We start from the raw sequence: 14,623 nt of genomic DNA on the forward strand, positions 1-14,623 counted from the left end.
AGGTAGGCTGCCGAAAATTAAAAAACAGCGATGATTCCCGGGATCCAACGGGGATGAAAGTTGCGGGGTATCAATTATCGGTTGTCGGGTTGTCGTCCTAAAACGTCAACGACTCGTTTGGGCGTGCATCGACTTTCCCCAAAATAAAAGAGCCACTAAGCTGTGTTCTCAGCTTAGTGGCTCATATCAGTTCGACAAACGAATCGTCTAGTTGTATCCGTTGTTTTGCCAGAAGCCCTGCCCTTCGGTAGAGCTGGCATTGGTAATGGCATCCATTTGTGCCTGAGGTATCGGACGCAACAGGTGGTAACTTTGAACGTTATCAGAACCTTGAGCATTATAGGCTCTCACGTGGTCGACCAAGGTGCGGGTGCGCTTCAGGTCGAACCAACGTTGTTGTTCGCCGCACAACTCAACAGCCCGTTCTTCCAATACTGTTTCCAGCGTGGCGGCGCCATCCAGGGTATTGTCCATACCGTCCTTTGCCCGTTGCTCACGCAACTGATTGATGGTGGCCATGGCCGCATTTCCGCTTTCGGTATTCAGCTGGCACTCGGCCTTGATCAGGTACATCTCCGGCAAACGAATAACGATGGCATCGCGCGAGGAAATATCGTGCGTGGGATACGCCGGATCGAAGACGTTGTTCAGGAACTTTTTGATTCCCGGGAATGAACCCCATCCACCAATCTTATAGGTATTGTACCGGTCGTCGCCATACACATCCGATACGGGTTTGGCAGCCTCGGTTGGCAATGCCTGCGACACATCAGTTGAAGAATAAACGGGGATGTCGCCGCCAGTCATAAACTGAATCCGATAGCGGTTTTTCGCCCAGGCCTGTTTCGCTTGTCCTTCCGGAGAATCGCCGTCCAAGCCACAATAATAAATTGCAGTATCGGCAATCATCGGATATTTTTTAGCACTTCCTTCCAATCCGGGAGCAATGGTGTAAGCATCCAGCAAAGTAGCTTCTGTGCGTTGGTCGGTTGCACGGTGTTCTTCCAAAAGCTGCCATAAATACATCGATGGCAGGTAGCGGGTAAAACCACGGCTGTATGGTGAATACTTTTCGGCCACATACACTCTTTCGCCGGTAACCGTGTTAGTGATATACTGGGTACTTTCCGACGACAATGCACGAACAAAGATTTCCTTTCCGTTACCTCCCAGGTCGGAAGCACCGTTATTCCAGAAACCAACAAACTGAAGCAGCATGGCACTACCACCACGGCTATAGCCTGTGCGGGTAATCAAGGATGCATAGTCGAGTTTGTCGCCCGATTTATCGGTTTTGTAGCGGTGGGGGATACAATTCACGGTTGAAGTCAGATCGGAGGAATAAGTAACACCGAAAAGCGCCTCGTTATTGGCTGAATAATCCTCATTATTCATGGACCAAACATCGTTGTAATCATCGTAGAATGAAGCGTACGAACCGTCGATAACAGCCTGAGCCTCGGTCTGTGCCAATGAATACAGGTTTTTACCGCTGTATGCCGAATTGGTTGAGATGCTGGTTTCGCCCAACCACGAAGCCGCATACAACAACACCCGGGCTTTCAACGCCCGTGCTGCCCAATAGTTGGCGCGACCGTCGGCTTTGGTCATGTAACCCGCGTCCTCGAATGCAGCGATAGCCAGGTCCAGGTCGGCTAAAATGTTGCTGTACACCTCTTCTTCGGGCATCCGTTCAGGGTCGGTAGAAATACTTGTAACCGGCTCGCTGTTATACGGAATCGGTCCCCAGATATTCACCATGTGAAAGTAATAGAACGCACGCAGGAAATAGGCTTCTCCCATGTACTGACTTCTTGTGGTCTCGTTGATCGCGTCGTTTAGCGGCACATATTTCAGTGCATTATTACACACATCGGTTGCTGCGTAAAACATCTCCCAATAATGGTCCAGACAAGCATTATCGCTACTGTTTCCGTCCAGGCTGATGGGTGTCAAGTTATACGATGTCAGCGACTTTTGCTTATTGTCGTAGCCATAGTAAAACAAGTCGGTTCCCATTTCCGACAGTCCTAAACCAGCCTCTTTACCATACCATCCCCGAGCGTACGAGTAACATGTTGCCACCAGGCCTTCAATACCGGTTTTGGTAGAATATGTCAGATCGGCGGTCTGGCCGGTTTTATTATCTTCCTCTAAAAAGTCCTGGCAAGAACTAACGCCTCCAAGCAAAGATGCTCCTGCCAATAGATATATAACTAATTTCTTTTTCATTTCAATAAACGTTTTGTTAGGTTAAAATTCGATATTGGCTCCAAAAACAACTTGTTTGGCTAAGGGGAAGCTGATAGAACCACCACGTTCGGGGTCGTAATTATCGATACTGCTGAAGGTGATGAAGTTTTTCAACGAACCATACAATTTCACTGAGCCAAGACCAACCTGTCCGATCAATGTTTTAGGCAGATTGTAGGCTAAAGTAATATCCTTTACCTTCACATAATTAGCCTTTTCGTAGAGCAGCGAGCTACTGTAGTTGGTATACAATGCACTGGCAGAACCGGGGTTCGGAAATTTAGCATCGGTATTATCCACAGTCCAGTAATCCAGGTCGGCCCAGTTTGCCGATTCAAAGTTCATCTGGTTGTTAAAGTCGTAAGCAATATATCCTCCTACGCGCGCATAAAGCAAAACAGACAATGAGAAATCTTTAAAGCTCACCGAGTTGTTCATACCGATGATATGCTTGGGACTGCGATTATAGATACGCTTGTCGCTGTCGTCAATCACCCCGTCATCGTTGCGGTCGATCACCTTAATAGTTCCGGGGGTTCCGTAGTCGGAGATATAACCAGCTGTTTCGCCGGTGTGGCGCGTCTGCCAGTCTGCAATGTAATCGTCATATTCACCAACATCCCAGGTACCATCGGCTTCCCAGTCGTAATAAGCAGAAACCGGTTCACCTACAATGTAGGCAATGGTTCCGTTGATGTCTTTATCAACGCCTTCGTACAGGCTCGACACTTCGTCGGTGAATGATGAATACGACCAGTTAATGTCCCAATTCCAATCGCTTGAGCGAACCACCGACGTATTTAGAGCGATTTCAATACCATGTCCTTTCGTCTCACCAATGTTGGAAATCACGGTTGGGAAAACCGATGACGCCGGAGCTGAACGATAGAGCAACAAATCGCTTGTACGGCTGGTAAAGAAGTCGATACTACCAGAGACCCGATTACCCATGAAGCCGAAATCCAAACCGAAGTTTAAGGCATTGGTTGTCTCCCACTTCAAGTCCTGGTTTCCCAACTGATCGGGAATATTACCGGCAACATCTTTGGCTCCCAGGTAATAATAAACCGGATAAGAACTCAGCGCTTGCAAGGTTTGATACGGATCAACTGCTGCGTTACCCGAGATCCCCCAGCTGGCACGCAGCTTCAGGTTATCAAGCACATCAACATCCTGTAAAAACGGTTCTTCGCTCATTCGCCAGGCAACAGCTGTTGAGGGGAAATAGCCCCACTTGTTTCCGTCGGCCAGCGTTGACGAACCGTCGGCACGTACCGAAGCCTGCAATAAGTATTTGTCTCTGAATTTATAGTTTACACGGCTGAAATACGATAAGATCGCCTGTTTAATGTAGGTCGTTTCTGTTGTGGGAGAGCCAATTTTCGACAAATCGTAGAAGGCACTTTGATAATAATGCTCTGCTCCGGCATCGCCAAAAGTAGAAGTCGACTCCGTCACAGATTGATTCATACTGTGCCCCAACAAAACGGTCAAATCATGCTCGTCGCTGTTAAAATCGGTATTGTAAGTCAGCGTATTCTCCCAGGTGTACTTTGTTCCGGTATTCCAAGTCGATGAAATATAAGTTGTTCCCGGCGATTGGTGACGGGCAACACTCTTATAATCCTGATACAATCCATCGCGCGAGTTTGAACGGTCAACGGCAAAGGTTGTTTTAAACACCAGGTCAGCAATCGGCTTCACCTCTAAATAAGCATTGGAAAAAATGCGGGTTGTTTCAATATTCCGCTGATAGTTTCCGGGAATCTCATCCATCAATGGATTCACGTGAGCAGCATAACGCGGGTTTGGATTTTCGTTGATAGTATTGTCGGAAAGATATGGATGCGTGATGGTCGTCATTTTCATGGACTGACCAAACACACTTGAGTTCCGCGAGTCGTGACTCTTATACGTCAGCAATGTGTTCATCCCAACTTTAAACTGGTCGCTGATTTTGTGATCAACAACTGTTTTCACGTTGTAGCGGTCCAGGTTGTCGTTTTTCATCAAGCCTTCTTCGAACATGGTTCCAAGCGAAAGGTTGAAGTTGGTCTTCTCACTACCACCCGACACGCCAAGCTCGTAGTTTTGTGTCAACCCGTTCTGAAGGATAATATCCAACCAATCGGTATACGATCCATCATTATAAATATCCATTTCGGTTGTACCATCATCCAGACTTTCAGTCAAGATATCCTGAACCGTCAAACTGCTGCCCCCCCAGTTTCCGCTGGCTGCATCAGCCTGGTAATTGGCTTTGTCGATCAAGCGCTGTACTTCTTTACGTCCGTACATCACCTTGGGTACGTTGGTTGCCGAGTTAGACGATAAATAAGTGTTCAGGCTGATTTTTGTTTTACCGGCTTTCCCGCGTTTTGTCGTGATGATGATTACACCGTTGGCACCTTTGGTACCGTAGATCGCAGTTGAAGCAGCATCTTTCAACACATCCATCGACTCGATGTCGGAGGGGTTGATATCCAGGGTTGATCCATATTCGATACCATCGACCAGGATCAGCGGACTGTTAGACGCAGAGATTGACCGGTTACCGCGCAGGTTAATATTCAACTTAGAGCCGGCCTCGCCGCTATTTTGCTGAATATCCAAACCGGGCACCTGTGCCTGCATCGCTTGCATGGCATTGCTGGATGATGTCCGGGCAATATCTTCGGCCTTCACCGAGGCAACCGAACCGGTTAAGTCAGCTTTTTTAACAACGCCATAACCTACAGCCACAACCTCTTCAATACCAATAGTCTGCTCTTCGAGTGTTACGGAAATATTGGTTTTACCAGCCACAGGCATCTCCAGTGTCTGCATTCCGACAAACGAAAATACCAGCACCGCATCGGCAGGAACAGCCGACAGAGCGTATTTCCCGTCGAAATCGGTAATGGTACCATTGGTTGTACCTTTTACAACCACCGTAACCCCGGGCAATGCCACACCGGCGGCATCTTTAACAACACCCGATATGGACTGCTGCTGGGCCGTTGCCTGTGTGATTTGGGTAAGCACAATTTGGCGGCCTTCGAAGCGATAGTTAATATTAGAGCCTTCGAACAGTTGATTCAGGGCCTCTTCGACATTCACCCCATCAACTTTAAAATCAACTTTTCGGCTTAAGTCAATAACACTTCTACTATAAAGGAAATAGTAATCTGATTCTTCTTCGATATTTTGAAGAACATTTTCCATCGTTGTATTTTTCAAATCGACGGAAATTTGAGTGTTTTGTCCCGCAGTATCAATCGCGAAGGATTGGAAAACAGCCAACAAAACCAACAAACAGGTAAGTTTCATAAGTAATAGCATTTTCCTTATCCAGAGAGATCGCTCCCCCTGAAAAATGGGTTTACATTCTTTTTTCATAAATTTGATTCGTTTTATAGTTTATAAACACCTTAGCTTGGCGTGAATGTGCGAGATTCTCGTCAAGCTTTTTCTCATTGTTTCGTCAGGATAATTCGTTTATGTTCATCAATCAGCTCTATGTGGTATCGAACGGGCAAGACGTTCGCGATCAGGCTCATGCACTGGTCCATCTTTTCATTTTCGAGCGTGCAGGTTAGTTCATAGTTATTCAGGTTTTTGTCGGCCACAACAATCTCAACATTGTACCAACGGCTAATTTTTTTCAAAGCGGCATCGAGCCGTTCATTCTGAATGATCAACCGACCATCGATCCAGCCAATAGCGTTTTTACTTTTCACTTTTTTCTGCACCATCGTTTTGGCCTCCATATTCAGTTGCAATTGCTCGCCAGGGGTCAACTCCACATTTCCGGATTTGCCCTCCAGCGCAATATGTCCTTCCAGCAAGGTGGCTTCAAAAAACTTATCGGCGGCATAAGCATTAATATTGAAATGTGTTCCGGTAACCAGTGTATTCATCATGGGGTTGTTAACAATAAATGGATGCTGCTTGTCGGCTTTCACCTCGAAATATGCTTCTCCATCAACAAACACCTCGCGTTTAGGACCGGCAAACACTTCCGGATAACGCAGGGTTGTTCCATCGTTCAACCACACCATGGTTCCATCGGCTAGCTGAAAGTGCAATTTTGTGCCCGGCTTGGTATAAACTTCGCGGTACTGAGAAACGTCAATTGCGCTCGTTGCAGCCTGCTGGACAGGATAAGTGAAATAAAGGTAAGCGGTAAAAGCGATTATGGGAAAAATTAAGATGGCTGCTGCTTTGGAGAAGGCCCGGCCCAAACGCGCCCTCCTTGATGAAGCACGCAGACTACCTACGGACTGTTCTTCCGGCCTCATCCGGAATTTGGTTTTCCACAACATCTGTTCGAAATCAGGTTTGGCCGATCGCAGTTTAATCTCCGAATTCGTCCACAGATCGCCCAAAACAGCCCGGGCTACAGCTTCATTCTGCGGATTGGCAAGCCATTGCTTCACCTGCTCCGATTCTGAAGGGGCGGCCTTGCCCTCCAAATAGCGTTTAATATCGTTCGGTGTAATCTTCATTGGTTCTTTTAACACGAGTATTACGAAATGAACCGAAGCTTACCCCTATCCGAAGCAAAAAAAAAATTTAATGAGTCGTCAAAAAATAAAATAATATTGAGCAAAGCTGGCTTTCGCCCAATTTTTCGCGGATGGTCTTCAAGGTTGCTGAGATCTGATTTTCAACGGTTTTCACCGACAGCCCAAGCTTATCGGCAATCTCCCTGTACGAATAGCCTTGTTCGCGACTAAGAATAAAAATTTCGCGGCGTCTGGCTGGCAAACCGGCAATAATTTCGCTAGTCAATAGCTCCAGATTATTAAATTCAACCGTGTAATCCGTTTCGGTGGTCTCGAATGAAGCGACTTCTCCCCAGCGATTAACCTTCTTTTTTTCGGCCGTTTCTTTTCGTAACAACGAGATTGTTTCCGAATAGGTGACTGAGAAGAGAAAGGACTTAAAAGAAAAATACTCCTCAATCTGATGGCGCTTCTCCCAGATTTTGAGGAAAACCTGCTGTGTAATTTCTTCTGCAATATAGGGTTCGCGTGCTATACTCAATGCAAAAGCATACAAACGCTCCGAGTATTTGCCGAACAACGCTGAAAAAGCACTGATATCCCCCTTTTTCAGCAACAATACGTTTTCAAGATCTTCATTTCTAACCATCAATAACAAACAGATTATCCAACTACAAAACTATAAAATTATATATCGTAAATCATCGACAATGCACAAAGTACTCCAAACATGCAATTATTTTTCGAGAAAACGAGCACATAAAGCGTCCTGTTACGGGCTCGTATGCCGAACAACAGCAGCTGCCAGGACCCGAATTGTAGCGACGCTGACAGCCTTGTTGTCGTTGGCCCGCCTAAAGTACAGGCTTAAGTATTTCACCTCAATCCTGCAACAAAGACACCACCGCAGGCATAAGATCTGCATTACCAAAACAAACACAAATCTATTCTGTTACTGTTTTTTAGATGGTGTTTTAAGCAAATAATGTTAGGTTTGCAGCAAATTTGGAGACCACTCCTACTTCAGGGGAGATACAACAGAATAGAAGGATGATTTGGACTGTAAAAAAGACTTTTGAGATTTCGGCAAGCCACCAGTTGGACTTGCCCTACGAGAGCAAATGCAACAACCTGCATGGCCACAACTGGATTGTGGATATATACGTGGCCAGCCACGAATTGGAAAACGGAATGGTGGTAGATTTCAATTACCTGAAAGAAACAATTTTTCAGCAACTTGACCACAAACACCTGAACGATATCATACCGGTTCCCACGGTCGAAAATATGGCGCTTTGGATTGCCAATACCATTGGCACCAAGGAGGCTGGCAAACGTTTTTGGTGTACAAAAGTTGTAATTCAGGAAAGCCAGGGGAATGTCTGTGAACTTAACTGTTAACGAAATATTTTACTCGCTGCAGGGAGAAGGATCCCGGGCCGGGACTCCGAATATCTTTATTCGCCTGTCGAACTGTAATTTGAATTGCTGGTTTTGCGATACCGAATTCGAATCCGGCGAAAGCTACTCACTGCAACAATTGCTGGAAGAAATCAGCCAATTTCCCTGTAAAAACATCATCTGGACCGGCGGCGAACCTGCCTTGCAATTAACCGACGAAATTGTTGCTTTTTTCAAGGAGCACGGCTACTACCAGGCCATTGAAACAAACGGCACCAAGCCACTGCCCTCGAAGCTGGATTTTATCAGCTGCTCGCCCAAACAGGTTACAGCGGCCCGACTGCGAGAGAACTTTCCGGACGGAGTATCGGAGATAAAATGTCTTTTTCAACAGGCACCGGACTACGACCTGCATGAGCTGCCCAAAGCTGAGCATTACTTATTGAGCCCGATTTTTCTGGGCAAGGAAAAAGAACGGATGGAACTCGACCGGGAGATCCTGCAGCGCTGCATTGACTACATACTTAAAAATCCAGACTGGCAGCTTTCCATTCAGCAGCACAAAGTGTGGAATATCCGCTAGTTTTTTTCTCTGTTTTTGAACTGATTTGTTCGCCACTTCGATTTCCCTCATTCGGAGGAAATCTCCAACAGGGATGAAAGTGGCACGCTTTACAATAGCTCACCAGCGGGGTGCAGAATAGTAGAGGTGCTTTTCCGAATCGTCATACAGATTATGACTAATTCATCGCCTAATCACCATAACACTTCTATGTTTATCAGCATAAAATAGGGGACATTAGGTCCGAAAGAGCCAATCATGAACAAATGGAAACAGCTTGTTCTTTTTGAGAGGTCGTTTCCATGCGTGTTTGCCCTGACCGACCGTCCGGGAAGCAATTTCCATCGGTGCTTCAGTTTCGAGCTGAACCGCAATTCAAAGCATCTTCGGTGCGGTTTGGAAACCCGGCCTACCGCAGGCAGGCGCATCACCAGAATCGGCTTTCACCAAAAAAGCCACCAGCTGGCTGAAAGCTGATGGCTCGGGATTCTTAAAAAAAAGATGCTATTTGATATTAAAATATTGCTGTTCCCGGTTGTAACCATCGACAGCTAATTTCCGGTTTAAATTGTCTCTCAAAAACTCCCTTCTTTCCAGAGCTATGATCTGACAGTTTTGGGCTTTTATCTAAATTACTTTTCTCTTATTCTTCGATTAAATACAGGGACCGAGGCCCCTGTATTATCCATTCTCACTAATCTAACCCAAACAAAATATGCGTAGAACGGATCGTCAAACATGTCCAGTCAAACCCAAAAAAGACAACATGTTTAAGGTTGGCAACAGCTTTCGGTACTTGCCATCGTCAGGGCCGGAAAAACCTTGAGCAACTGCTCACCGATTCCGATTTTATAGCCCGAGGAGAACATGTAAACCTGTCCGCTGGCATCGGTTAAAATAACCAGGGGCAACGTACCTTTCACATCGTCACCAAAATTTTTCATCAAGGCTTCAAGCACCTTATTATCCTTATCGTAGCCACTAATGTAATTTTCAGGCAAATGGTAGCTATCCAACACGGGGCCCAATTGCGGCTGGTCTTCGGAAGCAATAAATACAAATTCGCCCGACCAGGCGTTGAAATGGTCCAGATAATCGCCTAAGTCATTCAAAATATGTTTTGATGTTTCTTTGTTTGGATCAAGCAAGGCCAGCACCATATTCTTGCCGTTTGCGATTTGATCCAATGAAACAAGCTTCTTATCATTCAATGTCTGAATGTTCAGCGCTTTAAAATCGAGCTGAGCGACAGCCTTAGGTGCATCAACCGACTGCCGCAGGCTAACGGTCAGTTGTGTGGTTTTGCCAGCATCAATGGTGAAGAAATCACAGGTACTTAACACCGAACCATCTTCCAGGCGGTTGCCGGTAACCAGGTAATATTTTCCAACTTCCAGGTCGAGCGCATCAAATGTTGTTACCTTTTTGGTAAACGGATACTGCAAGGTTTGGTAGTTGCCATCAATCAATTTACCAATGGTAAAATGAATCATATACTGCGGTTCAATCGGATTATCGCCGTTCTGTAAAACCAGCTTACCGGTTTGGGGAACAGCAGGCGTATCGTCCGTGAAGGCTGCACGAACCCACGCTCCGTTTTGATAAAACTCGGGGATCTCTGTTGCCGGATTCAACCGTGCAGGGATTCCCAAAGCACGACATACTGCAACATAAAAGAAATCGCGCGAGTGCGAATCGGACAGACGAAGCTTGTACACAGCCATCGGGCTCAACTCGGTGCGCGAGTGTTTATTCGCCATATCGTCGATGCTGATGTTTTGTTTCATCCAGGCTTTGAGCTCTTGCGGGTCTTTCACAAAAGCTTCTTTCTGATCCGCAAAAGCCGCTTGCAGGAATTGTCGCCAGCTGCGTAGCATTTCGTTAGTAACCCGCGGTGCCAGAACACAATCGACAAAAATTGCTTCGGATACCTCGTCGCGGTGAATTGCGTTTTTCAAATGGCTGGTTAAGATGGCGGCTTTGGTGTCGCTAAAGTCCTTATCGGAGATCCCTTTCAACAAATCGAGCACGTGTTTGTCGCCGGCATTATCGCGCAGGTATTTCTCAATTTCAGCCCAATTGCCGTAACTCAGGTGGATGGCACGTACAACGGTTGCTTCATCAAGTTTCAGTTCGTTGGCTAATGCCTTACTCCACTCCTCGCTCTTGAAAGTTGCCGTGTAGCTTGTACGGATTGAATCCTCCTCGGCCAGTCGCTTTTCGTTCAGCGCCTTTTCGGCATCCGTAATCTGCATGGTATCCTTAATCAGATGCGGCGGCACAAAGTCGAAATCGAAATGCGCACCATCGAGCTGCTTATCGACCAAAGTCAACCGAACCGTATCGGCTTGGGAAACTGATATTTTTTCAAAATTGAATTGACTGCCTTTACTAGCCCAAACGATAACTTCGCCTAAGCCCATGGCAATTGAGGCCATACCGTTTTGGTCGGTCAACTGCTTGGCAATCGGGTAATATTCGGCGTAGTTATAAAGTTGAAATTCTACATTCGCCTGTGTTGCCGGACTACCGTCGGCATTTTTCACTTCCACAAAAATTCGTTTTACAGCTGCATAGTTGGTGGTGAGGTTCAACTCCGAAAAACGATCTTCTTTAGCCACCACATCTTCCGGTCCAAAGTACTTTCCATACACGCGGGTATGTTCCAGCAAGGCACGCTTAGCGGGCTCGCTAAACCAGCCCATATTCAGGCGCGCATCGGGTTCGCAGGCGCCCATGAATTTCCAAACACCATCTACCCACACTTCAACCCAGGCATGGTTGTCGTCCGAGTGTGCCCAGCGAGGTGTGTATACCTGGCGAGCCGGAATACCTGCAGCACGCAGGGCCGACACTGTAAAAGTCGACATCTCGCCGCAACGGCCAAAAGCTTTGCGAATGGTACTCAGCGGTGCCGAAGTACGAATATCGGTTCCCCGATACACCACTTTTTCGTGGCACCAGTGGTTAATTTCCAGGGCAGCTTCTTCAATCTTCATTCCCTGCACTCGCGCCTTTAGCTCATCGTACATCACAATCCGGAACGAGTCCAGGTTTTCGTTATTGATGCGTACCGGCAGTACAAAATGCAGAAATAACTCTTCGGGGATCGACTTTCCCCAGCTCATATCTTCGCGCGTTTGCAAACTCTTACGCACATTGGCCAAAAAGAAATCGGCTGAGTAATCGCCTAAATCGCTCAACGGCATATAAGCATACATAAACTCCATGGCTTGGCGCTCATCGTCGGTCAGCGGCTGATCGAAGATATCCCATACTGCAATGTTGCTGTTGGCTGTAAGATGTTTTTGTACCTCGAGCATCTGCTTAATGTCGTTCAGCTGCTCGGGCTTGCTGATCAATTGCTCCTTCTGATTACAGGATGCAAAGATCAAAACGAATAAAAAGAGTATCGTTGAATTTCTGAAATTCATTTTTTTGGGTTGGTTAATGTTTTAAGTTGTCTTCTGATATTTCGCTTAATTGTCCGTCGTCGCCTTGTTTAAACTGAAGCTTCAACGAATACCCACCACCTGCATCAAAATAAGCAAGCTTCAGGGGGTGATAACCTTGTTTGAGGGCAACTTGTCCGTATTTTACGGTTGGCCCGTGATATCCGTCGTGATCCACAACCAGCCGATCGCCTACTGATAGCTGGCTGCCATCGTCCGATGTCAATGCAAAGGTGTAAACCGCTGTTTGCGGAGCATAAAAATATCCGGATAGCGTCAAGGCAAACTTGGGCTCCTGAACAAAGCCGGGCAACTGAATTTGATTTACGACGCCCGTACTGTCGGGTTTCAATTCGGCCATCCCGCCTACGCTGCTAAGCGACTTTTTATAGTACGCATAATTCAGGCCCGGTTGCAATTTCTCCACTGCGACATCCGTTGCATCAATCGGATCGGCTTTCTCGAACAGGGCTGTTTTTACCGGCCCACGGCGGCCTGTTTTGATAAAGATGGCGGCCTTCAATGTTGTTGTTTCCGACACCTTCAACGGTTGTTTATAAACCGGTGAGTCAAGCGTTGGCTCGCTGCCGTCCAGCGTATAATGCAAGGCTGCAAAAGGCCATGGATTAACCAATTCAACTTTAGCCTCATCCATAAAAATCATCTGGCTGAAAATGCCCTGTGGCGTCGGGATGTGAAAATTATAAGCACGCTCCGAGAGCCAGTCAAGAAAGGGCTCCAGGCGACTGATAAAATCCGGTTCGTCGCGCAATTCTTTCGGCGACCACAACACTTCGCTTAAGGCAGTCATCCGCGGCAAAGCGCGATACTCCGCGATTTCGTTACTTGGCATCCATTCGGTCCACATATTTCCCTGAGCACCCAACACATATCGGGCTTCGTCTGCGGTCAACCCAGCTGGGACAGGCTCGTAATTATACACTTTACTCAAAGTCACCAAGCCATTAAAGGCAAGCGGCTCCAGGTATTTATCCGGATTTTGATAGTAATCGAAGTAACAGTAGTCCCCGGGAGTCATGATGACATCGTGCCCCATCTGGGCCGACTTAATCCCACCGGACTCGCCTCGCCACGACATCACTGTTGCATTTTCGGCCAAGCCACCTTCCAAAATCTCATCCCAGCCAATCATGGCGCGGCCGTGAGACACCAGAAAATCGTCCAGCTGTTGAATGAAATAGCTTTGCAGGCCATGTTCATCCTTCAGTTTTTTCTGTTTAATCCGTTTCTGACAAAGAGGGCATTTCTCCCACTCCTCTTTCCAGGCTTCGTCGCCTCCGATATGAATGTATTTTGAAGGAAACAGATCCATCACCTCGGTAAGCACATTCTTATAAAATTCGATCACCGAATCCTTTCCTCCGCAAACAATGCTGATTTCGGCTTGCCCGCCTGAGGCTACACCAATTTTGGCATTTCGGCACGAAAGTTCGGGATAGGAAGCAATGGCGGCAGCCGAGTGCCCGGGAATATCAATTTCGGGAATGATGTTAACACCACGCTCCGCTGCGTAGGCAACAATATCTTTAATTTGCTCCTGCGTGTAAAAACCGCCGTAACTCGCCGTTTCTCCGGGTTTCTGAGCCGGTCGTCCGTTCCAGGGCAAATCTTCGTGATCAACACGCCAGGCACCAACTTCAGTCAGCTTCGGGTATTTCTTAATTTCGATACGCCAGCCCTGATCGTCGGTAAGATGCCAGTGAAAAGTATTCATTTTGTGCATCGCAATCAGGTCGATATACTTTTTCACAAACTCCGCATCGAAGAAATGACGACTTACATCCAGATGCATTCCCCGATAAGCAAAGCGGGGATAATCGGTGATGCTCAGCTGAGGAACAACGAGTCCTTGCTCACTCTCCTCCGCTTGTTGCAAAATCTGCAATAACGTTTGAATACCATGAATGATCCCATTCGCCGTTTTGCCTTTAAGCAAAATTTGTTCACCAAGCACAAGCTTATAGCCTTCGCTTTGCTCAATTCCGGCATCGAGAGCTATAAAAATTTGCACACCTGCCGGATTATCGCTCAACCACTTTGCTTGCGGCAAAGCAAGCATCTGCGCTTGTAAATAACTAACCGACGACACAAGTTCTGCGTCGGGCGATGTCACCCTCACCCCCTGATTAATCAGGAGCGATTTGCCTGTTTGGTTTAAACTTACCGGCTTGGGTATAATCTGAACTTCTTTCAGATTGCTCGCAGGCTGGCATGCTGCAAAAAGCAGCATGACCAACGCGAGTAATATTGGGTATTTATTCATGATTTTATTCAATGGAGCATAATCGGGTTGAAACAATTTCCGCTTACTTCAAAAACGATTCTTCATCGTCGAAGGGATAGCGAACGAAAGCTTCAATCGCTTCATATTCGGTCAGACCAAGTTGATCGTAGATTTGTGCTGTTGTGCGGTTACGCTCTTCGGCACGTTGCCAAAATTCGCGTTT

8 protein-coding genes are annotated in these 14,623 nt (G+C 46.7%); 2 read left to right on the top strand and 6 right to left on the bottom strand.

The genetic code is table 11. From position 1 onward, the window contains the following. Positions 1-207 precede the first annotated feature (207 nt). The 4 genes from C8N47_RS13050 to C8N47_RS13065 all read right to left on the bottom strand — a co-directional run bounded on the left by C8N47_RS13050 (position 208) and on the right by C8N47_RS13065 (position 7,389). Positions 208-2,232 carry a RagB/SusD family nutrient uptake outer membrane protein gene (locus tag C8N47_RS13050; RefSeq protein WP_107823014.1) on the bottom strand — a complete coding sequence of 675 codons (2,025 nt, stop codon included), beginning with the start codon at positions 2,230-2,232 and terminating at the stop codon, positions 208-210. A 21-nt stretch (positions 2,233-2,253) separates the two neighbouring features. Then, the gene (locus C8N47_RS13055; RefSeq protein ID WP_170111390.1) at positions 2,254-5,457 is read right to left on the bottom strand and encodes a TonB-dependent receptor; all 3,204 of its coding nucleotides are present in this window, start codon (positions 5,455-5,457) and stop codon (positions 2,254-2,256) included. Positions 5,458-5,705: 248 nt separating this feature from the next. Next, a complete protein-coding gene (locus C8N47_RS13060) occupies positions 5,706-6,740 on the bottom strand; it encodes a FecR family protein (protein ID WP_107823015.1) in 1,035 nt (344 codons plus the stop codon). 67 nt (positions 6,741-6,807) lie between these two features. After that, entirely contained in the window at positions 6,808-7,389 is a 582-nt protein-coding gene (locus C8N47_RS13065) for an RNA polymerase sigma-70 factor (protein ID WP_107823016.1), read from the bottom strand. 401 nt (positions 7,390-7,790) lie between these two features. Here C8N47_RS13065 and C8N47_RS13070 point away from each other — a divergent pair, with 401 nt between their 5' ends. Both C8N47_RS13070 and C8N47_RS13075 read left to right on the top strand, forming a co-directional pair. After that, positions 7,791-8,141, top strand: a complete 351-nt coding sequence (locus C8N47_RS13070) for a 6-pyruvoyl trahydropterin synthase family protein (protein WP_245915714.1) — start codon at positions 7,791-7,793, stop codon at positions 8,139-8,141. Next, entirely contained in the window at positions 8,119-8,724 is a 606-nt protein-coding gene (locus C8N47_RS13075; RefSeq protein WP_211316134.1) for a 7-carboxy-7-deazaguanine synthase QueE, read from the top strand. Before C8N47_RS13070 ends, C8N47_RS13075 begins: the two co-directional genes overlap by 23 nt. A 749-nt stretch (positions 8,725-9,473) precedes the next feature. Here C8N47_RS13075 and C8N47_RS13080 read toward each other — a convergent pair. Both C8N47_RS13080 and C8N47_RS13085 read right to left on the bottom strand, forming a co-directional pair. Beyond that, positions 9,474-12,137, bottom strand: a complete 2,664-nt coding sequence (locus tag C8N47_RS13080; RefSeq protein ID WP_107823018.1) for a transglutaminase family protein — start codon at positions 12,135-12,137, stop codon at positions 9,474-9,476. 13 nt (positions 12,138-12,150) lie between these two features. Continuing rightward, complete coding sequence (locus tag C8N47_RS13085) at positions 12,151-14,439, bottom strand: family 20 glycosylhydrolase (RefSeq protein ID WP_146161529.1); 2,289 nt, start codon at positions 14,437-14,439, stop codon at positions 12,151-12,153. Between the last annotated feature and the right edge of the window lie 184 nt (positions 14,440-14,623).

It is taken from the genome of Mangrovibacterium marinum, from assembly GCF_003046625.1.
Classification (GTDB): domain Bacteria; phylum Bacteroidota; class Bacteroidia; order Bacteroidales; family Prolixibacteraceae; genus Mangrovibacterium; species Mangrovibacterium marinum.